Annotated in this window: 16 protein-coding genes and 3 tRNA genes; 14 read left to right on the forward strand and 5 right to left on the reverse strand. The window is 45.3% G+C overall.

Annotation, left to right across the window (positions count from 1 at the left end; all coding sequences use genetic code 11):
- Nucleotides 1–82: 82 nt before the first annotated feature.
- A complete protein-coding gene (locus tag AXE77_RS03725) occupies nucleotides 83–349 on the reverse strand; it encodes a type II toxin-antitoxin system RelE family toxin (RefSeq protein ID WP_012913788.1) in 267 nt (88 codons plus the stop codon).
- Entirely contained in the window at nucleotides 333–569 is a 237-nt protein-coding gene (relB, locus tag AXE77_RS03730) for a type II toxin-antitoxin system RelB family antitoxin (protein WP_115794039.1), read from the reverse strand. Before relB ends, AXE77_RS03725 begins: the two co-directional genes overlap by 17 nt.
- Before the next feature lie 112 nt (nucleotides 570–681).
- Between relB and argS the strand changes: the two genes are divergently transcribed.
- Nucleotides 682–2478, forward strand: coding sequence for an arginine--tRNA ligase (gene argS, locus AXE77_RS03735; protein ID WP_116712203.1), 1797 nt, complete (start codon nucleotides 682–684; stop codon nucleotides 2476–2478).
- Nucleotides 2479–2736: 258 nt separating this feature from the next.
- Entirely contained in the window at nucleotides 2737–4293 is a 1557-nt protein-coding gene (brnQ, locus tag AXE77_RS03740; RefSeq protein WP_116712204.1) for a branched-chain amino acid transport system II carrier protein, read from the forward strand.
- A gap of 324 nt (nucleotides 4294–4617) precedes the next feature.
- Here brnQ and AXE77_RS03745 read toward each other — a convergent pair whose 3' ends face one another.
- On the reverse strand, nucleotides 4618–4965 hold the full coding sequence (locus AXE77_RS03745; RefSeq protein ID WP_116712205.1) for a phenylpyruvate tautomerase MIF-related protein: 348 nt from the start codon (nucleotides 4963–4965) through the stop codon (nucleotides 4618–4620).
- A gap of 97 nt (nucleotides 4966–5062) precedes the next feature.
- On the opposite strand from AXE77_RS03745, the gene AXE77_RS03750 reads away from it, so the two are divergent.
- The 9 genes from AXE77_RS03750 (at nucleotide 5063) to AXE77_RS03790 (ending at nucleotide 15387) form a co-directional block, all read left to right on the forward strand.
- Nucleotides 5063–5572: a GtrA family protein gene (locus tag AXE77_RS03750; protein ID WP_165846052.1), complete on the forward strand. Its 510-nt coding sequence runs from the start codon at nucleotides 5063–5065 to the stop codon at nucleotides 5570–5572.
- A 63-nt stretch (nucleotides 5573–5635) separates the two neighbouring features.
- Nucleotides 5636–6376: a histidine phosphatase family protein gene (locus AXE77_RS03755; RefSeq protein ID WP_116712207.1), complete on the forward strand. Its 741-nt coding sequence runs from the start codon at nucleotides 5636–5638 to the stop codon at nucleotides 6374–6376.
- A 54-nt stretch (nucleotides 6377–6430) separates the two neighbouring features.
- Complete coding sequence (locus AXE77_RS03760) at nucleotides 6431–7375, forward strand: hypothetical protein (protein WP_116712208.1); 945 nt, start codon at nucleotides 6431–6433, stop codon at nucleotides 7373–7375.
- A 27-nt stretch (nucleotides 7376–7402) separates the two neighbouring features.
- Nucleotides 7403–8965, forward strand: coding sequence for a glutamate--tRNA ligase (gltX, locus tag AXE77_RS03765; protein WP_205727525.1), 1563 nt, complete (start codon nucleotides 7403–7405; stop codon nucleotides 8963–8965).
- Between the two features lie 179 nt (nucleotides 8966–9144).
- Nucleotides 9145–9217 (forward strand) — tRNA-Glu (locus AXE77_RS03770).
- Nucleotides 9218–9258: 41 nt separating this feature from the next.
- Nucleotides 9259–9330, forward strand: a tRNA-Gln gene (locus AXE77_RS03775).
- A gap of 401 nt (nucleotides 9331–9731) precedes the next feature.
- On the forward strand, nucleotides 9732–11078 hold the full coding sequence (locus tag AXE77_RS03780; protein WP_116712210.1) for a metallophosphoesterase: 1347 nt from the start codon (nucleotides 9732–9734) through the stop codon (nucleotides 11076–11078).
- Between the two features lie 132 nt (nucleotides 11079–11210).
- Nucleotides 11211–12572 carry a UDP-N-acetylglucosamine 1-carboxyvinyltransferase gene (gene murA, locus AXE77_RS03785; protein WP_165846065.1) on the forward strand — a complete coding sequence of 454 codons (1362 nt, stop codon included), beginning with the start codon at nucleotides 11211–11213 and terminating at the stop codon, nucleotides 12570–12572.
- 181 nt (nucleotides 12573–12753) lie between these two features.
- Nucleotides 12754–15387, forward strand: coding sequence for a serine/threonine protein kinase (locus AXE77_RS03790; RefSeq protein WP_116712212.1), 2634 nt, complete (start codon nucleotides 12754–12756; stop codon nucleotides 15385–15387).
- A gap of 138 nt (nucleotides 15388–15525) precedes the next feature.
- Here the strand turns inward: AXE77_RS03790 and AXE77_RS03795 are convergent.
- Both AXE77_RS03795 and AXE77_RS03800 read right to left on the reverse strand, forming a co-directional pair.
- Nucleotides 15526–15598, reverse strand: a tRNA-Ala gene (locus AXE77_RS03795).
- 127 nt (nucleotides 15599–15725) lie between these two features.
- Nucleotides 15726–16394 carry a DedA family protein gene (locus AXE77_RS03800; RefSeq protein WP_116712213.1) on the reverse strand — a complete coding sequence of 223 codons (669 nt, stop codon included), beginning with the start codon at nucleotides 16392–16394 and terminating at the stop codon, nucleotides 15726–15728.
- 217 nt (nucleotides 16395–16611) lie between these two features.
- Between AXE77_RS03800 and AXE77_RS03805 the strand changes: the two genes are divergently transcribed.
- The 3 genes from AXE77_RS03805 to AXE77_RS03815 form a co-directional block, all read left to right on the forward strand.
- Nucleotides 16612–17397, forward strand: coding sequence for a teichoic acid transporter (locus AXE77_RS03805; protein ID WP_116712214.1), 786 nt, complete (start codon nucleotides 16612–16614; stop codon nucleotides 17395–17397).
- 127 nt (nucleotides 17398–17524) lie between these two features.
- On the forward strand, nucleotides 17525–17794 hold the full coding sequence (gene rpsO, locus AXE77_RS03810) for a 30S ribosomal protein S15 (protein WP_004109774.1): 270 nt from the start codon (nucleotides 17525–17527) through the stop codon (nucleotides 17792–17794).
- 385 nt (nucleotides 17795–18179) lie between these two features.
- Nucleotides 18180–20316, forward strand: a 2137-nt coding sequence (locus AXE77_RS03815) for a polyribonucleotide nucleotidyltransferase (RefSeq protein ID WP_116712215.1), incomplete at its 3' end; no start/stop codon positions are given.

Here is a 20316-nt window from a genome sequence, read left to right on the forward strand (position 1 = left end):
CAAATAATTAATTGCAAAACAAAAGCGCTGGAAGTCAATCTTCGACTCCAGCGCTTTTGCGTATTTAAATACTTAAGCATAATCACTTATTGTAGATTCTACTGCGATGATCAATATCCACAACAAAAACAGTCAGCACATTATTTTCAATTGCACAAATTATTCTGTAATCCCTTACTCTATATCTCCAAAACCCTGAATAGTTACCAGTTAGTGCCTTGCCTCTGATTCGAGGATTGTCGAGATTGCTAATTTCGCGAAGCTCTTTAACGATTTGCTTAGCAATTGTTTTGTCAATTTTCCCTAGCTGTTTTTCAGCTCTTTTAGATAAATTAATCTTCCAAATCAAGGCGCTTCACCACGTCGTCGAGTGGAGATGTTTCTAATTCTCCACGTTTATATGCTTCAATATCTGCCATTAGACCATATTCATGTTCAAGTTCATCGATTTGAGCCTCTAGTGCTTGATTCATGTAAAATGAACGAGTGCGGTGAGTGGTTTTAGCGAGCTGATCATAACGATCTAAAACGTTAGAGGGTACTCTTAATCCTGTAATTGTTGCGGCCATTTTTAATCTCCATTGTAAAACATGTAAAACATATATTACCTTACATGCAGAATAATGCAATTCAATGCGCTATAATCGCGAAGCATCGCGCGGTAACGCTAGACTGTAAACCATGAATCCAGAAAGCTTAAGTGAATTAATTGAAAAAATTGCTAAAGATTTAGTAGCAAACGGTAAAGCAGGCAGTTTAACAGAAGATTTGATTCCTGCAGCCGAAAAACTTGCTGTAATGCGACCAAAGGATCGCGCTCACGGCGATTGGGCTACTAACGTTGCTATGCAGCTTGCAAAAAAGGCTGGTATGAAGCCTCACGATTTGGCGGAACTTTTTGCTGAGCGTTTGCAAGAGGCGGAAGGAATTGCGTCAGTAGAAGTGGCCGGACCTGGTTTTATTAACATAACGCTTGACTCTGCTTCTGCAGCGGCCGTTGTCGACGAAGTCCTAAAGCAGGGCGCTAATTTTGGTAAGAATGCGCACTTAAGCGGCAAAACTTTAAATCTTGAGTTTGTTTCTGCAAACCCAACTGGCCCAATTCATATTGGTGGCACTCGCTGGGCTGCAGTTGGTGATTCCATGGCTCGAGTTTTGGAAGCAAATGGCGCAAAAGTTGTACGCGAATACTACTTCAACGATCACGGTGAGCAAATCAACCGTTTTGCAAAGTCTTTAGTTGCTGCAGCTCACGGCGAAGAAACTCCTGCAGACGGCTACAAAGGCGCGTATATTAACGAAATTGCGGATGCTGTTATAAAAGAAGCACAAGCAGACGGCATTGATATTCTTTCTTTGCCAAGGATTGATCTTGGAAAAGACGAGGAAGGTTTGTCACTTGGCGAAGGAGATTCCGAGCAGCGCGAAGAATTCCGCAAGCGCGCAGTTCCAATGATGTTTGCTGAGATTCGTAAGTCGATGCGCGATTTTCGCGTTGGTTTTGACGTGTGGTTCCACGAAAACAGCTTGTATGAAGATGGCGAAGTTGAGCGCGCTATTGCAGACTTGCGTGAGCGTGGAGACATCTTTGAAAAAGATGGCGCAACTTGGTTTGAATCCACTAAGCATGGCGACGACAAAGATCGCGTAATTATTAAGTCCGACGGCAACTACGCCTACTTTGCTGCCGATATTGCGTACTATCGCAACAAGCGTCACCGCGAACAGAATCCTGCAGACGTAGCAATCTACATGCTTGGTGCAGATCACCATGGATACATTGGTCGAATGATGGCAATGTGCGCTGCTTTTGGAGATAATCCTGGCGAAAACATGCAGATTCTTATTGGCCAGCTTGTAAACGTTATGAAAGACGGCAAGCCTGTGCGTATGAGCAAGCGCGCTGGAAATGTTATTACGATTGACGATTTAGTTGATGCAATCGGCGTTGACGCTTCTCGCTACTCGCTTGCTCGCACCGACTACAACACAAGCGTTGATATTGATTTGGATTTGCTCGCTTCTCACAGCAATGATAATCCTGTGTACTACGTGCAATATGCTCACGCGCGCAGTTGCAATGTGGCTCGTAACGCTGCGGACGCCGGAATTACGCAAGATGGCGCTGATTTGAGCTTGCTTAACACCGAAGCGGACGGCGAAGTGCTGGCTGCTTTGGCGCAATGGCCTGCAGCTTTGGCACAAGCTGGTGACTTGCGCGCTCCGCACAGAGTTGCGCATTATCTTGAGGATTTGGCTGCTAGCTACCACAAGTGGTACAACCTTGAGCGCGTAGTGCCGATGGAATTGAGCGACCCAGAAAATCGCTTGCCAGAAGCAGAGCGTGAAGCGACGCGCATTGCAAAGTGCCCAGAGCCAGCACGAGCTGCAGCTCGACTTAAGCTTAATTCGGCTGTGCGCACAGTAATTGCAGAAGGCCTTGATTTGCTTGGTGTTTCTGCTCCAGAAAAGATGTGATTTTGCCTATTTTATATAAGATTTAGAGCAAAAATATATAGCATTTTTTAATTACATAGGACGTTGGTAATATGCCAGCGTCCTATTTATTTTTGATTAGAAGACACGCGCGAGATAGTAAATTCATGCCGATTAAGTACATGCGATTTATTAATATACCCCCTAATATTATTTTCGCTTTAAATCCACAAATTACAGAGTTAGAGATTTAGCTGAATAATATGCTTAAACAATTTTCACCATATAGGAGGTGTAAGCATGAGCGTCACAACACAAAGTGTCAGCACAGACAGTGCCCCGAAAAAAAGGAACCTGACAATTATTGAGTCCGCATACGTGGCGGTCATGTTGTTTGGCATGTTCTTTGGCGCTGGAAACCTGATTTTCCCAGTATTTCTTGGAGCTAATGCAGGAACTAATTCTGCGCCTGCAGCGTTAGGTTTTATTGTTACTGGCGTCGGTTTGCCATTGCTTGGCGTTACAGCACTTGCAATGAGCCGCGCAAACGGTCTTTTTGAGCTTTCAAGCAAAGCTAGCAAAAAGTACGGCATGTTCTTCACTTGTGTGCTGTATTTAACAATTGGCCCGTTCTTTGCAATCCCACGCTGCGCAACAACTTCATACACTGTTGGTTTAGAGCGCGTTATTCCGCAAGATGGAAACGGTCAGCTTTACTTGTTCTTGTTCTCTGTAGTGTTCTTTGCGCTCGCATTCTTCTTTGCTATGAAGCCAAGCGGCATATTGACCTGGGTTGGTAAAGTTCTTACGCCAATCTTCCTTGTGTTCCTAGCGATTTTGGTATTTACAGCACTATTTTCTCCTGTAAGCGGAGCTTCTGCGGATGCTGCTCCTATGGGAAATTACGTTAATAAGTCATTCTTTACAGGATTCTTAGATGGCTACAACACAATGGATGCTTTAGCTAGCTTGGCATTTGGAATTGTGGTTGTTAGCACCATTCGCCAGTTTGGTGTAAAAGATCCTAAAGATGTGGCAGTGAATACTGCTCGCTCTGGTTTCTTTAGCTGCTTGCTTATGGCAGTGATCTACGTTGCGATTGTTGTTGTTGGTGTGCGTAGCCGCGCAATGTTCCCACCTGCGGAAAACGGTGGCGTAACTTTGGCGCAAGTTGCACGCTATCATCTTGGAAATGTTGGCTTGTTTGTGCTTGCTGCAACTGTAACGCTTGCCTGCTTAAAGACTGCGGTTGGCTTAATCGTAAGTTGCTCGGAAACCTTCTCTAAGTTATTCCCTAAGGGCCCTAGCTATCGTGTTTGGGCTGTGTTGATTACGCTTGTTTCGTTTGGCCTTGCAAACTTTGGTTTGAGCGCAATCATCGAATACGCGGTTCCAGTATTGATGTTCTTGTATCCGCTGTCAATCGTATTGATTCTTTTGGCTTTGTGTGGTCGACTTTTTGGTAATTCCAAGGTCGTGTACGCTTGGACACTTGGTTTTACTGGCATTGCAGCTGTATTTGACTTTTTGAATAGTTTGCCAACATCTTTGCGCAATGCATTACATATGAACGATATGTTGATTGTTGCTCAAAACTGGTTGCCGTTCTCGGAATTTGGAATGGCTTGGGTTTGCCCTGCTGTTGTTGGATTTATTGTTGGCTATGTTCGCATGGTTTTATGTGACAACAAAGGTATGGAAGAAGTGGCTCGTGTAGCTGCTGGTCCGGATCTTGAAGGCAGCGTTGCTAGCGACGATGATTATTCTTCAAGCGATGCTGACTTTGACGAGTCTGCTGACTTCGCTGCATCGGCTAAGTCTACTGCTGACGAACCTAATTTTAGTGAGCAATCCTAGTAACTATTGGTATTGTGTAAAAGCGCATAATAGATGAAAAAAGTCAGTTGTCGACATTTTGTCGACAACTGAAACTTGCATCTTCGGATGGAAAAATATGAGACAGACGCAACTGATATGCAAGGAATTTTGCACATTATTCAATCAATACCATCTCCCAAAGCTAAACAATTAAAAACCAAAAGCCTACGGTACGTTTTCGCATGCTGTAGGCTTTTGGTTTAGGCTATTTGATGGCGATTTATGCGACTTTCGACTTGCGACTAGAAGTTAGTTGTCTCGTGGGGACAAATTGTCCCCAGCTAGAAGGCTTGCGATTTGCGCTTAGAAATTACCGCCGTTCCAACCCCAGTCAGTGGTTGCGGTGTAACGAATATAAGTGCGATCCTGTGGAATCCCAAGCTCGCGCTCCAAAGCTGCCATAATCTGCTCAGTCAACTTTTCCCAAGCAGACCCAGGTACGCTGGAACCAAACACGTTCACCTCAACGTAAGCTGCAGGCTTGGAATTATCTCCTGCAAAATAAATCGGCATATTGTCCTCGAATGGGCACATAAGCCAATGCTCACTTTTGCCTGGAACTGCGCTAATTGCCTTGCCATAAGCAGCTTTTAACGCATCGCGCTGGGCAGGTGTTGTGCTTACAGAAACATGAGTATGAATAACTGGCATAATTGCTCCCTTGCTAAATTTAGTAAGCTTTATTACTCCACAATATTACTTCACGGTTATATGTTAATTGTTAGCCGTCGCGTGTTTAATGGAATGTATGAAAAAGCTTATTGAACAGGTTGTTAAATTCGGTATTGTAGGCATTATTGCTCTTATTATTGATGTTGCGCTGCTGAATTTGTTGCTTCTTGTGCACTTAAATAACGTGGTTGCTGGCACTATTTCGTTTATTATTTCGCTTATTTTTAACTATATTGCCAGCATGAAATACGTGTTTAAGCACCGCGAAGATATGGCTCGTTGGCTGGAATTGCTGATTTTTGTTATTTCCGCGGTTATTGGCTTGCTTATTAACGATGCGATTATTTGGGCTAGTACGCTTGGAATGGCACAAACTTTGCGTGGTACTGCGATTTACGTGCTTCGTACAAATATTGGCAAGCTTATTGCAACAGTCGTTGTGGCAGTGTGGAATTTTGTTATTAGAAAGTGGCTTTTAGACGACACGAAATCGCAAAAACCTGGTTATGATGCTGCTAAAGACAATACTTTTGCTCACAAATTGGGTGAGTGGTCATTAAATCATACGCCAAAAGGTTGGAAGTAAGTTCGCAAAGTAAGTTCGCAATTAGATTTGTAATTAATGCGGAAGTAAAAGTAGGAGTTAGTAATGCCGGCTACAACAATTCATTTTGTACGTCACGGAGAAGTAGATAATCCGAATCATGTGCTGTACGAGCGGCTGCCGGGATTCCATCTTTCTGCGCGAGGCGTGCGAATGGCGAAAGCTACGGCGCAATATATTGCCACGGTTCCGCAAATGCGAGGAATTAGCGCAATCTACTCTTCTCCGCTTGATCGCACTCGCGAAACAGCACGCGAAATCGAGAATGCTTTGCGCGCTATTCCCGATTCTTGCTATGTAAAAGCGCATTGTGGTGAGGATCCTGCGCAATCTTCTGTAAAATCTTCTTCGCAATCTTTTGCGCAATCTCCGGTGCAATCTCGAGAAAGCGACATTATTTTAGATAAGCGTTTGATTGAAGCTGGAAATAATTTTCGCGGAAAACGTATTGGCTACGGTGAAGGCGCGCTTTGGAAGAATAATAATTGGAAACTTGTAACAAATTTGTGGAAGCCAAGTTGGGGAGAAAGCTACAGAAGTATTGCTACTCGCGTTGGCGATTTTGCGCGCGAGCAAGTTCGCAAGCATCCAGGCGAGCAGATTGTAGCAGTAACGCACGAGTCGCCAATTTGGTCTTATCGCCATTTGTTGGAAACAGGTCATGCTGAGCACAATATGTTACTTCGTCACACGGCATTAGCTTCAATTACTTCTATTACTTATGATTGCAAAACTTTGCGTGTGCTTTCTATAACGTATGTCGATCCGGCTGCAGGTGTGCAATAAGTTGTGTAGTAGATTGTGTAATAGATTGTAGTAAGTTGTAATAAGTTGTGAAAAATGCAAAGGAGCGTTTGTGTGATGCAAGCAAGTGAAGATACTAAATGCGAACAAGTTTTAGGTGAGGCTGCTCAATCTGCGGCAAGTTTAATAACGTTATGGCCCCTTACGGAAGCTCGCCATCTCGATAACGACGCAAAATATGCGGAGAATCTGGAAGTTCGCTCGATGCGAGCAATAGCACGTATTCTCACGAATCTTGACGTTACTGTGCCGGATGCTGAATTCGTGTACGAAGGCGCGGACGAAATTCCGGGACGTCCGCAGGAAATTGTTGACGCACTACTTGTGGCTGCGGACGCTTACGATGAAATGGAATCCTGCTACGATCCTAATTATGAGGAAGCGGAAGAAGAAATATTAGAAAACAAGGGTTCTAGCGCCGATTTCGTTTTTAATAATCTTGTATCTCACGTTGCGGAAGATGTTGACGTAATCAATAGTGTTGCAACTACGTTAGGTGTAGAAGGCAACTTGAGCACTGAAGCTTTACAAGACGCTATAGAACACGCAAAAAAGCAATCATTTGAATATAAAGAATCTGTGGAATCGCAAAAAATTATGTTTATTTTGTGTATTCTTAATAATTTAATTGCAAAAACCGGCAATATTCGCGAAACTTTACCTATTTTCTTATATATCAACGAAGTGTGCGAATGCGTTGGTGTGCCGCGAATGATGTTCAAAGATTCTCAGTGGCGTGAGCTTGTTGATTGCGTGCGCAAGAACGATACTGTTGACAGCAACGATATAAGTGCGTTGATTGCGTTTGCCGCTCCGCTGTTAATTAGTGAGTGGCAAAAGCATCGTGAGGATGTGCTTTGGGATCCGGAAGAGGCTAAAAAGCTCGCAAAAGAAGAAGATGATCGAAAGTCTCGCGAAGCGTTGGCGGCAAAGTTTGCGCATGTAGAAGGAAATAAGGAAGCTACGCAGGCTCTTGACTAGGCGGGCACGTCCGTAACGCGCGGCACAATGGAACCTATGACTGATACAGAGGAAACTCAAAACGCTGCGCAAGTTGCAGCAAAATCCGAAAAGCCGCAAATGCCTGAGCATGTTCGCGTGCGTTTTTGCCCTTCGCCAACCGGTACACCTCACGTAGGTATGGTTCGTACCGCATTGTTTAACTGGGCTGAGGCTCGCCATACGCACGGTAAGTTGTTGTTCCGTATTGAGGATACCGACAATGAGCGCGATAGCGAGGAAAGCTACCAGCAGATTATTGAGGCTCTTCGCTGGCTCAATATTGACTGGGATGAGGGTATTGACGTTGGTGGAGATAATGGCCCGTACCGCCAGTCCCAGCGCATGGAGATTTATAAAGACGTAGCACAAAAGCTTTTCGAGGCTGGTTATGCTTACGAATCCTTCTCTACTCCTGAAGAAATTAAAGAGCGTAACGTTGCTGCAGGTCGTCCTGCTGAGTTTGGTTACGATGGTTACGATCGCAATCTTACAGAAGAACAGAAGCAAGCTTTCCGTGCGGAAGGTCGTAAGCCTGCGCTTCGTTTGAAGATGCCAGATGAAGACATTACTTTTAACGATTTAATTCGTGGCGAGATTACGTTTAAGGCTGGTACGGTTCCAGATTACGTGATTGTGCGTCCGAATGGCGACCCGCTTTACACGCTTACGAATCCTGTTGACGATGCGTTGATGGATGTGAACGTTGTTTTGCGTGGTGAGGATATTTTGAGCTCTACGCCTCGCCAGATTGTGCTGTACCGTTACCTTATGGAAATGGGTATTGCTAAGGAAACTCCGCTTTATGGTCACATGCCTTACGTTATGGGCGAAGGTAAGAAGAAGCTTTCTAAGAGAGACCCTGAGTCCAATTTGTTCTTGCATAGGGATAACGGCTTTATTCCAGAAGGCTTGCTGAACTACTTGGCTTTGCTTGGTTGGTCGATTGCGCCTGATCGTGACGTGTTCACTATGGACGAGATGATTCAAAAGTTCGATGTGCGCGACGTGAAGGCAAACCCTGCACACTTTGACTTGGATAAAGCAATTTCGATTAACGCTGAGCATATTCGCATGCTTGAGCCTCAAGATTTCTTGAACCGTTCTGTGCCTTATTTGCATAAGGATGGCGTAGTTAGCGCAGATTCTTGGGATATGCTTACTGACCGCGAGCGCGAAGTGCTCACCGCTGCTGCTCCTCTTGTGCAGCCTCGCGTGCGTTTGCTTGGTGAGGTTGCCGGCATGGTTGGAAGCCTTCTTAGCGAAGATGGTTACATTGAGCCAGATGATGACGCTCGTAAGCAGTTGAAGGAATCCGCTAGCGCTGTTCTCGATGCTGCAATTGCTGCTTTGCAGGGTGTTGATGAGTCTGATTGGCATACTGACGCTTTGCATGATTTGCTTAACAAGAAGCTTGTTGAGGAAGCTGGTTACAAGCCGCGCTTGGCGTTTGGTCCTGTGCGAGTGGCGCTTTCCGGCCGTCGCGTTTCGCCTCCACTGTTTGAGTCCATGGAAATCGTGGGCAAAGACGTGACTTTGGCGCGTTTGGCTGGCTTGCGCGAGCATTTGTAAATTGCAAATAGCTTGTAAGCACAAATAAGATTTGAATAAGTCGGGAATGTGACGTTATTGCTGCATTCCTGGCTTTTTAATATGCTTATTCTCTCTAGTTCGACACGCCGCGGTTGCGTGTTGTGCTGTTATGTTGTAAAGTCGTCATTTGTTGCGTCAAGAGCGTAGCAATAAATGAAGCCCCCGTCGTCTAGCGGTCTAGGACTACGCCCTCTCACGGCGCCAACACCGGTTCAAATCCGGTCGGGGGTACGAAAGACGGAACGGTTCCAAGAGCCGCGAAGCCTGCCAATTGGGGTATGGTGTAATTGGCAACACAGGTGATTCTGGTTCATCCATTCTTGGTTCGAGTCCAGGTACCCCAGCGAATAGCTCTCGTAGTGCGAGGGCTTTTTTGTTATCTAACTACTTCTGAAATCCTGCCCTATAGCTCGCTTACCCGTATATCCCGTATATCCCGGCTTAAAATCAAAAACCCCGGTGCTTGACCGGGGTTAGAGAAAGAAGAGAAGAAGAGAGGTTCAATTATAAAATTCACTCGAACTATTGCGTGTAGTTCGTATTCCTTTTGATGTATCTATAATAGGCATAGCTTGCTGAGTGCAGTAATGCGATTGGCTGAAAGTTTCCTGTGAATTACGTATTATGTTGCTGAAATTGCCCAATATTTAGTATCGTCCATCTTATATCTTCCGTTTTTTGCATAATTTGTGGGTAGTCTGCAAAGATTGTGTGCGTCGTGGCATATCTGCCGTATGCTTGAAGTATGACAGATTCTGCACAATCGGAAGTTGCGACGCCTGCTGCGCTTCCTGTATCAATTTCAGCGCGTTTGGGGCTTCTACAATTCCATCTTTCTGGGAAGTTTCGCGTACTGCAGTTTGCGGACGTGCAGGATGTTCCGAATGTTTCGTCAGATACCATTCGCTTAATTGAGTCTGCTTGTGATGCTGTACGTCCGGATATTGTGGTGTTTACGGGAAATCAGATTGCTGGATACGAGAAAGTATTTGCTAAAACTTTTCGTCGCCGTCGTTGGCAGGAATCTACTGAGCTTTCTCAATCCGATAGGCAGCAGCTATTAGAAAAAGTACGAAGTGGTATTGCTCGCCTTGTAAATCCTTTAGAAAAGCGGCGTATTCCGTGGGTGGTAACGTATGGGAACCACGATTTTCAGTGTGGTTTAAGTAATGCGGAATTAGACGCTTTGTATCAAGAGTTTCCGTGTTGTATGAATCGCAGTGCTCAAGTTGCGCGATCTGAAAACACTGCGCAATTTGGCGACGTTGCGCGATCTGGTAACGTTGCGAAATCTATTAGCGCTATGCAATCTACAAAGTGTGTGCTTCCTCATCAACTTATATTTCCTTGTGAGCCAGGTACTTTTGCGCTTCCTGTTAGGGACGAAAAACAAGAAAATGTTGTTTTTTCAATAGTTTTGCTTGATTCAGGGGATTATTCTCAGGCTGGAGGTTACGGTAAGCCTTCTCGTGAAGCTCTTGATTTTGTGGCTGATTTACCTACTTTTTTGCCGCCACGCCTTTGCGTTTTTCAGCATTTTCCGCTTCCTCAATACTATCGTTTGTTGCGTGAGGTTCCGCAAGAGTGTGCGGCAAGGCAACGTGCAATTGAGGGATATCGCACTTTTGCGGGGCATTATTATACGCTTGATAATCAGCGTGTGCTCCCAGATGGTTATTTGGGTGAGGGTGTGAGTTGCCCTGATGAGGACGTTGGCGAGTTTGACATATTGGCTCAGTCGGGCGCTTTTGTGGTTGTTGCAGGGCACGATCATCGTAATGCTTTCGCAGGTAGAGAACCGGAGCATAACATGCTACTGATATCTACTCCTACTTGTGGTTTCGGATCGTATGGTCCAGAGCCTTCAAAGCGTGGTGTTCGTTTGCTTGAATTTGACATTCGTCATCCGTTTGAGCCTCGTACGCAAATGCTTGAGTTTGGTGAGATTGTTGGTAAGCCTTCGTCAAAGAAGGCGTATACTTATGGTTTAACTGCTGAGTCTGAGCATGATTTGCCGGCGGTTAATTTATTGCGTAAGCCGTCGTTATTTGCTCGCCTGTTGCGTCGTTGGAGGAATCGTTCTGCGCGTTAGAGTGGCGTAATTTTTTCTGATTTGCTCTGATTTGCGTGCTATGTGTTTTATTTGTTGGGTTGCCTTGTGCGCGTTGGGGGGCGTGCCGGTATGATAGTGAATAGTTTTGAGGCGCGAACGAAAGAGGTAATTGTGTCCGCACAGAATACAGCTGAGCAGAGTGTTGATAGTGGCGTTGACGCTGCGGATGTGTTGCATGTAGAGGGTGGGAAGCCGCTTAACGGCACCATTAAAGTGCGCGGTGCGAAGAATTTTGTGAGCAAGGCAATGGTTGCCGCGTTGTTGGCTCCTGGGAAATCAGTGCTGAAGAATGTGCCTGAAATCCGCGACGTTCACGTGGTTTCTGATTTGTTGCGTTTGCACGGTGTTGACGTTGAGGTCAATGGTTCGGAAGGTATTGTCACTATTGATGCGAGCAAAGTTCAGTTAGCTGACGTTGCGGATGTCGATACGTTATCCGGATCTTCTCGTATCCCTATTTTGTTCTCGGGTCCTTTACTGCACCGTTTGGGTGAGGCGTTTATTCCAGCGCTTGGTGGCTGCAATATTGGTGGTCGTCCGATTGATTTTCATTTGGAGACCTTGCGTAAGCTTGGTGCGAACGTGGATAAGGATCATGAAGATGGTATTCATATTACCGCTCCTTATGGTTTGCACGGTACGAAGATTCATCTTCCGTATCCTTCTGTTGGCGCTACTGAGCAGACTTTGTTAGCTGCTGTTCTTGCGGATGGCAAGACGGAGCTTTCGGGTGCTGCTATTGAGCCGGAAATTATGGATTTGGTTGCCGTGTTGCAGAAGATGGGTGCCATTATTTCTGTAGACGTTGACCGCACGTTCCGCATTGAGGGCGTTAAGGAGCTTCAAGGCTATACTCATACTGCTTTAACTGATCGCATTGAGGCCGCTTCGTGGGCGTCTGCGGCGCTTGCAACTCATGGTGACGTGTTTATTAAGGGCGCCACTCAGCCGGAAATGATGACTTTCTTAAATGTGTTCCGTAAGGTTGGTGGCCAGTTTGATGTTACGGATAAGGGTATTCGTTTCTGGCATCCGGGTGGGGATTTGCATCCTGTTGCGATTGAAACTGATGTGCACCCTGGTTTTATGACCGATTGGCAGCAGCCGTTGGTGGTGGCTTTAACGCAGGCTAAGGGCTTGAGTATTGTGCATGAGACGGTGTATGAGAATCGTTTTGGTTTTACTAAGCCTCTGGTGCAAATGGGTGCGCAGGTTCAGTTGTATCGTGAGTGCTTAGGTTCGCTTCCTTGCCGATTCCAGCAGCGCAATTACAAACATTCTGCTGTGATTTTTGGTCCTACTCCGTTAACGGGTCAAGATATTGATGTGCCTGATTTGCGCGGCGGTTTTAGTCATCTGATTGCTGCTCTTACGGCTCAAGGTCCGTCAAACGTTCATGGAATTTCGCTGATTGATCGTGGTTATGCTGATTTCCGAGGTAAATTGCTTGCCTTGGGTGCTGATATCGATTAGTTAGATTAGGTTCGATTAGTCTGGACCGTTTTGTGGCTGAAAAATAAGCCGCGTTACCTAAGCTTTTATCCACAATGGTATAAAAAGCTTTTTTGAACATAAATTTATCGGTACAGTAGTCGCAATTGTCATTCAATTTTCACTATTTTTGTGAAGATGCTGAGATTGCGGAGGTGTAACGATGGTTTGTGTAGGAGGGCGTTACCAACTATTAGGCGAGTTGGGACGCGGGGGTATTTCAACCGTTTTTCTTGCGGTTGATACTGTGCTACACAAACAATGGGCGGTAAAAGAAACATTGCTTCAGGGGAGGCAAGCTCACTGTCAGCGTATCGTTCAGTCGCTTCATACTGAAGTTGAGGTGTTGAAAGCGTGCGATCATCCAGCTATTCCTCGTATTGTTGACTTTTTTGAAGAAAATGGTCGGCTGTATGTTGTGCGCGACTATGTGAAAGGTTATTCGCTACAGTCGCTGGTTGAATCTCAAGGTTTACAGAATGCGCCAACGGTACGCGATTGGGGTATGCAATTATGTGAAATACTGGCGTATCTGCATGCGCATTACCCACCTATTGTGTATGGTGATTTGAAGCCTTCTAACGTGATGATTGCAGACAATGGCACAGTGCGTTTGATTGATTTCGGTGCAGCCACACAGTTGCGTGATGCTGACAGTGAGCTTGATGCTCATAGACCAGCTCGCACTGACGTTCGTTTTGTCACGCCTCGTTTTACAGCTCCTGAAGTAATAGATGGAAGCACGGAAATTACCCCTTCAAGTGACGTATACGCAATTGGTATGACGCTACGGTATGCCTTATTACCTAGCGATACGACGTCGGGCAGTTTGCAATCTACTTCAGACAGTCATCAATATCGTGAAATGACAGAACAGTTGATAGCGGTGTTAGCAATTGCTACAGCTAAAGATCCTGCGCAACGATACCCAAGTTGTGAAGCAATGTTTGCTGCTTTAGAAGATTGTTGCAATGTGACAGCGCAGCGCTCGCGTTCAGAAGTGAGTATTGATGAGCGAAAACAGCAAAGTCGACGAAGCAAACGGCATAACAAACAGCACAATCGTGCGCGGGATAATAAACGACGTCTCACATTTTTGATAGCAGCAACTATTTTTGTATTGGTCGCAACGATATTATTGTGCACTTGCTTAAGCGGATTATTTGCCAAAGCTTCAACCAGAAATCATGCTACTACTTTCGCAAAGTCGCCAAATGATACTTACCTTACGTCGAATTATGTTCAGACAGATAACAGTGAAGAAAGTCGCATAAAAGGTGAGTATGACATGTTCGTTAATTTAACTTCGCAAGAAAATAATTCCAGTATTGCTGAAAGTTACGCGAAGCACGCTATGAAATTACAAAATCGTATGCTGATAAAACGCTATATTTTGCATTTATCGGCTCAACCATTGCAAATGTTGTTGCAAGCTCAGTTAGCTGATAAACGTTGGGGCAGCAATGAAGAACAGAGTATGATGTGTGCAATTGCAGAATACGAACAAACCTTGCGGTTGAATGCTAAGTCTTGGGCGCAGTTTTCACAGAGCATAGGACGCGCATATTGGCATTATTATGCCGGTTTTTCTGGGAAAGTTGAAGAATCAGAGCATATTGCGCGCGGAATTATTGCTGATCAGTGGTTCCAGGAAGCTACCCAGCATCGCGCAGCAGCAAGTAATCAAGCCAACGCAGCTTATACTATTCTCGCCAACAATTATGGGCGACTTGTTCAAACTACTTACGATTCGCATAACATAGCGTACTATCAACAATACGTGCGCAACCTACGTGAGTTACTACGTGTGGCTCGCAAACAAAAAGACAACAACCTGCGCTTGCGATCGGGGGAAGTTGTTGTGCAATCTGTATACGCTTACATAAGCATGTTCCTACATGCTGGAATTAGTGGCGACGAAGTAGAGAAACTGTGTGAGGACGCGCGCGATTTGCTTGAAGACTCACGCGATGGTAGTGAAATAGCCAAACAGCGGGCGCAGAAAGCGATTGACATGTTGTCGCGTGTTCATGACGATATTGCTACAGTGTTCGCTGCAAACCAACAGCAGCATGCAAATAATACGGATTCGAATTCGACAAATATTCATGGCGGCACATTTGCCTTGGATGAGGCAACGGCAGCAATGAATTATCGGCATGTTAAACAGGCTCAAGATGTGCGTGTAGAAGAATTACAGCCGCGCGCGCTAGCATCTCCTGCAAAAGTAATCGTTATGAAAAATGGTGTTGCGAACGAACTAAGCCAACAGGATTTTTCAACGCGACGTGTGCAAGAAAACGGTGTGAAAAAACGAATCTATACCATATTTCAACGCAATTTTGCGGATAACGCGCACTATCAGGTGCGTATTATTTCAGTAGACAAAGCGGGAAATTATTACTGTAATGAATCCGGTGTGCAATATCGTAACGGCATAGTTCACGTAGATCCGGCTACAGTAAAATTTACTGTTGATAGCAATAAGCCTATCGTAAAAGCGTTAAATATTCGCAATAATGCGGTGTACCAATCTTCGTATGAAGGCAAGATTGCGTGTTTAAGCATACACGATGATACGGCGTTGCGGACGATATCGTTGAGTGTAGACGGGAAAATAGTTCGCACATGGCGCGGAAATGAAACGAAACAGAGAGAATTTTCTTTCCAATTAAAACCGGATGGCGTGTCGCATAACCTGCTTATAAAAGCTGTTGATTATGCCGGGAACGCGGCTTCGGTGCGATACGATAACGTCATTGTATTGCAAATCAACGGTGGAAAGCACGCGCGGTAAGGGCCTATCAGTTAGTTCAATCAGTAGGAATCGAATCAGTAAGAATCGAATCAGTACGAACCAGCGCAGCAATATCATGCCGACTACGAGATAACAATAAAAAAGCCCACTGCGGTGGAATGAATGCAGTGGGCTTCGTGGAGCTAATGGTAATCGAAACCACGACCTCTTCGATGCGAACGAAGCGCTCTACCAACTGAGCTATAGCCCCAATGTAAAACGTAACGCTTTACAAAGTATTGTCTTACAACAACTCTGCACACTGTACTACAAACCGCGTATAAAAACAATATTTCTTGAAGCACAGTGTGCTCGAGTGTCGTGAAGGAGATATTAATTTATTTGCTGGCTTTCTTTGCTTGATGCGCTTTGTATAAACCTATAAACGTTGGTACCAAAGAAATCAGCAAAATGGCGACGATAACCAATTCAAAATTCTTTTGAACGAAAGGAATGTTGCCAAAGAAGTAACCCAGCAACGTAAACAACGATGACCACACGAGTCCGCCGAGAACTGAAAATGGGGTGAAACGAATCCAACGCATGCCAGAAACGCCGGAAATAAACGGCATAAATGTGCGAATAAACGGGAAGAATCGTCCCAAGAATACGGCTAACGGACCCCACTTTTCGATCATGCCCTCAGTTTTGGCAACGCGTTCAGGAGTAAGCGCCTTCACTTTGCCGGACGCCACAATGCGTCGTCCAAAGAAGTGCCCAATAAAGTAATTGCACTGATCGCCAATAATCGGAGCGAGCCAGACTGCAGCAAGCAGTAGAGGCAAGGGGAGTGCGCTATGCCCTGTTTGAGCGTCGGGAGCAGCAAAAAAGCCAGCGGCAAAAAGTAATGAATCTCCCGGAAGGAATGGGAAGAAAACTACGCCTGTTTCAATGAAAACAATAAGAAAAATAAGTCCTAGTGCGGGTGCTGTGCCCATCGCAATCCAGCTGGCGATAGCCGATCGTGGATCCTTAAGTAAGTTGACAATAAAATGAATAAATCCCATGATGTCCTGTCGTAGTTGCGCGATTTATTGCCGCTTTTTGAAGGCAGCAAAATGCTGTTATTACGAGATTATCAGCCGGCATAAACGGTCAAATGCTTTTATGAACGCTATTTGTTTCGCGACACTTAGCATACAATAATAAAGTAATAGTGTGTTATGCATGAGTAGAATCATGCTGGAAACTTGGTAAAAGTAAGATTTGCGGGAGGAATGTTTTATGGTGTTGAAGAATGAAAATAATTCAGAGCTTCCTCAAAGTTTTTCCCCGCTTAAGGTTAGAAAGCGCCCTACTTTTGCTAAAGACGCTGCTGCAAATGCTGCTGCCAATGCTGCTACTGCAAAAGCCGAGGTTACAAAAGCTGATACTGCCGACAATAGCGAAACCAAAATTTCTTCTGAATACTTAAATTCCGATTTGCCGGAAACCGATCTTTCTATTGCTGATTTTTCGCGCAAACACGCGAATCCTAAGCGTTGGTGGCTGTATTTGGCAGTGTTGCTTATTGCTATTGTGATTCCTTATTGGATTGGTCGCACGCTTGCGGTTCAGCATACTGCGTGGGTGGTTTCGCATTATTCTGGATTATCAGCTAAGGGTGTTGTGTTTATTTCTTGGTTGGTGACGGTTGCAGCTTTTACTAGTCTTGCCATGGCTTTGATTGAGTCGCGTAGCTGGTTGTGGCGATTTATTTTTGTGATATTTCTTGCGTTTGAGCAGTTTATTGCTGGGCTTTGTATGTTGAGTATGAGTTTTTGGTATTCAACGTATGTAGTGTATGGTGCTTCTTCTGGTTTGGCTAATGCTGCTAACCTGGGCATTATTTCTGCAGGTCTTGCTGTTGCTGTGTTTGCCGTGCTTTTTGTGGGGCTTTTGGTGACTATTCCTAAGACTTCGCCTTTGAATGTGCTTACGCGCAGCTGGGCTTCGTTCATAATGTTTTACGCTGTTGAAGTGTTGGCAATAGTTGTGGTATTTTTTGGCGGTTTTATGACGGCAATGTAGGCGTGGCTTTTACTAATAAGTTGTTTGCGCATTGTTGTACTATAAAAACTTGGCGTGTAACGCCCGCGGATTGAGAGCGCTATAGCAGAAGGCTGTGGCACCGCGCAGTAATATTAAGGAGGACGCCGTGGCATTAACGGCTGAAGATAAGAAGAATATTATCAACGAATACGCGACGCACGAGGGTGACACGGGTTCCCCAGAAGTGCAGGTTGCTTTGCTTAGCAAGCGCATTGCTGACCTTACTGAGCACTTGAAGGAGCACAAGCACGATCATCATTCTCGTCGTGGTCTGCTTCTTATGGTTGGTGATCGTCGCCGTCTTCTCGATTATTTGAAGCGCGTTGATATCAACCGTTATCGTTCTTTGATTGAACGACTCGGCTTGCGTCGATAGTCTTGTAGCCCGGGCTTAAGCTCGGGCTTTTGTATAGTTGTACAGTTGTATAATTGTATAGCTTTTGCGCACGTAAAGTTTTTGCGCTTATTACAATAGGCCCACATGTACATGATATTTGGGGTGAGTGTAGTGGGCAGTATTTAAGATTTATAACTAAAAAGTAAGATTTATAACTAAAAAGAATTAATAAATAATTCAACTCATAATTAAAAATTGAAGCATAATTGAATACGGATGATTGAAGTAACCGAAACAAAAAACACTACGAAATGTTGGCGTAACGCAAAGATTGCGAAAGTTCGTGAGGGATAGTAACAACGCGAAGCCGCCAATGTTGCTACGCATGTTGGTTGATTAGGTAAGTTAAGAAAAGGAGGAACCCGTGGAGGGTCCCGAAATTAAGGCTGTAGAAGCCGTTATTGATAATGGTTCATTTGGTAAGCGCACGTTGCGTTTTGAAACCGGTCGTTTGGCTCAGCAGGCAGATGGTGCTGTTGCTGCGTACTTGGATGACGATTCCATGATTTTGTCGACGACTACCGCAGGCTCTAGTCCGAAGGAAAATTATGATTTCTTCCCTCTGACTGTCGATGTGGAAGAAAAAATGTACGCTGCTGGTAAAATTCCAGGTTCGTTCTTCCGCAGGGAGGGTCGTCCTTCTAACGAGGCAACGTTGGCTTGCCGTATTATTGACCGCCCGTTGCGTCCGCTTTTCCCGCATACTTTGCGTAACGAAGTGCAGGTTGTGGAAACAATTTTGGCTATTAATCCGGATGATGCTTACGATGTCATCGCTTTGAACGCTGCTTCTGCATCTACTATGATTTCTGGTTTGCCATTTGAAGGCCCAGTTTCTGGCGTTCGTTTGGCTTTGATTGATGGTCAGTGGGTTGCTTTCCCGCGTTGGAGTGAGCGTGAGCGCGCTGTATTTGAGATTGTGGTGGCTGGCCGTGTGATTGAAAACGGCGATGTTGCTATTGCAATGATTGAAGCTGGTGCTGGTAAGAACGCTTGGAATTTGATTTACAATGAGGGTCAAACTAAGCCGGATGAGGAAGTTGTTGCCGGTGGTTTGGAAGCTGCTAAGCCGTTTATTAAGGTGATTTGCGAGGCTCAGAACGAGTTGAAGCGTATTGCAGCTAAGGAAACTAAGGAATTCCAGCTTTTCCCAGAGTACACTGATGAACTTTACGCTCGTATTGACGAGATTGCTCATAAGGATTTGGACGAGGCTCTTTCTATTGCTGAGAAGCTTCCTCGTCAGGATCGTATTGAGGAGATTAAAGAGGGTGTGCGTGCAACGCTCGCTGAAGAGTTTACGGATATGGATGATGCTGAGAAAGAAAAAGAGCTTGGCAATGCGTTCAAGGAGCTTCAGCGTCAGATTGTTCGTCGCCGTATTTTGACTGAGGATTATCGTATTGATGGCCGCGGTTTGCGCGATATTCGTACGCTTTCTGCCGAAGTTGATATTGTGCCTCGCGTGCACGGTTCTGCACTTTTCCAGCGCGGTGAAACCCAGATTTTGGGTGTAACTACGTTGAATATGTTGAAGATGGAACAGCAGGTTGATGCGCTTTCTGGTCCACAGACTAAGCGTTATATGCACAATTACGAGATGCCTCCATATTCCACTGGCGAAACTGGCCGCGTTGGTTCTCCTAAGCGTCGTGAAATCGGTCACGGTGCTTTGGCTGAGAAGGCTTTGGTGCCTGTGTTGCCTGGACGCGAAGAGTTCCCTTATGCTATTCGTCAGGTGTCTGAGGCTATTGGTTCTAACGGTTCCACTTCTATGGGTTCCGTGTGCGCTTCTACGCTTTCTTTGCTTGCAGCGGGCGTGCCGTTGAAGGCTCCGGTTGCGGGTATCGCTATGGGCTTAGTGTCTGGCGATGTTGATGGCAAGCACATTTTTAAGACTTTGACGGATATTCTTGGTGCAGAAGATGCGTTTGGTGACATGGACTTCAAGGTAGCTGGTACTTCTGAGTTCATTACGGCTTTGCAGCTCGACACTAAGCTCGATGGTATTCCAGCTGATATTTTGGCTGCCGCTTTGCAGCAGGCTCACGAAGCTCGTGCCACGATTCTTGAAGTGATTAACGAGTGCATCGATTGCCCAGCTGAGATGAGCCCATTTGCTCCGCGCATTATTACCACTACGATTCCTGTGGATAAGATTGGTGAGGTCATTGGTCCTAAGGGTAAGATGATTAACCAGATTCAGGAAGAAACTGGTGCGGAAATCGCTATTGAAGATGATGGTACCGTTTACATTTCTTCCGAGGGTGGTGAAGCTGCTCAGAAGGCTAAGGATATTATTGATTCTATTGCCAATCCTCGCGTGCCGAAAGCCGGCGAAACTTTCACCGGTAAGGTGGTGAAGACTACAAGCTTTGGCGCTTTTGTGAATTTGACTCCTGGAACTGATGGTTTGCTTCACATTTCGCAGATTCGTAATTTGGCGAACGGTGAGCGTATTGACACGGTTGAGGATGTGCTGAAGGAAGGCGATAGTGTTG

Origin of the sequence: Gardnerella massiliensis (genome assembly GCF_003408845.1) — a bacterium.
GTDB classification, from domain to species: domain Bacteria; phylum Actinomycetota; class Actinomycetes; order Actinomycetales; family Bifidobacteriaceae; genus Bifidobacterium; species Bifidobacterium vaginale_H.

Bases quoted from the DNA above. Each gene is read 5' to 3' on its own strand.
- gltX (WP_205727525.1), top strand. From the start codon at position 7,403: ATGGAACCTATGACTGATACAGAGGAAACTCAAAACGCTGCGCAAGTT.
- AXE77_RS03750 (WP_165846052.1), top strand. From the start codon at position 5,063: ATGAAAAAGCTTATTGAACAGGTTGTTAAATTCGGTATTGTAGGCATT.
- AXE77_RS03780 (WP_116712210.1), top strand. From the start codon at position 9,732: ATGACAGATTCTGCACAATCGGAAGTTGCGACGCCTGCTGCGCTTCCT.
- brnQ (WP_116712204.1), top strand. From the start codon at position 2,737: ATGAGCGTCACAACACAAAGTGTCAGCACAGACAGTGCCCCGAAAAAA.
- AXE77_RS03760 (WP_116712208.1), top strand. From the start codon at position 6,431: ATGCAAAGGAGCGTTTGTGTGATGCAAGCAAGTGAAGATACTAAATGC.
- AXE77_RS03800 (WP_116712213.1), bottom strand. From the start codon at position 16,394: ATGGGATTTATTCATTTTATTGTCAACTTACTTAAGGATCCACGATCG.
- AXE77_RS03805 (WP_116712214.1), top strand. From the start codon at position 16,612: ATGGTGTTGAAGAATGAAAATAATTCAGAGCTTCCTCAAAGTTTTTCC.
- relB (WP_115794039.1), bottom strand. From the start codon at position 569: ATGGCCGCAACAATTACAGGATTAAGAGTACCCTCTAACGTTTTAGAT.
- AXE77_RS03790 (WP_116712212.1), top strand. From the start codon at position 12,754: ATGGTTTGTGTAGGAGGGCGTTACCAACTATTAGGCGAGTTGGGACGC.
- argS (WP_116712203.1), top strand. From the start codon at position 682: ATGAATCCAGAAAGCTTAAGTGAATTAATTGAAAAAATTGCTAAAGAT.
- AXE77_RS03745 (WP_116712205.1), bottom strand. From the start codon at position 4,965: ATGCCAGTTATTCATACTCATGTTTCTGTAAGCACAACACCTGCCCAG.
- AXE77_RS03755 (WP_116712207.1), top strand. From the start codon at position 5,636: ATGCCGGCTACAACAATTCATTTTGTACGTCACGGAGAAGTAGATAAT.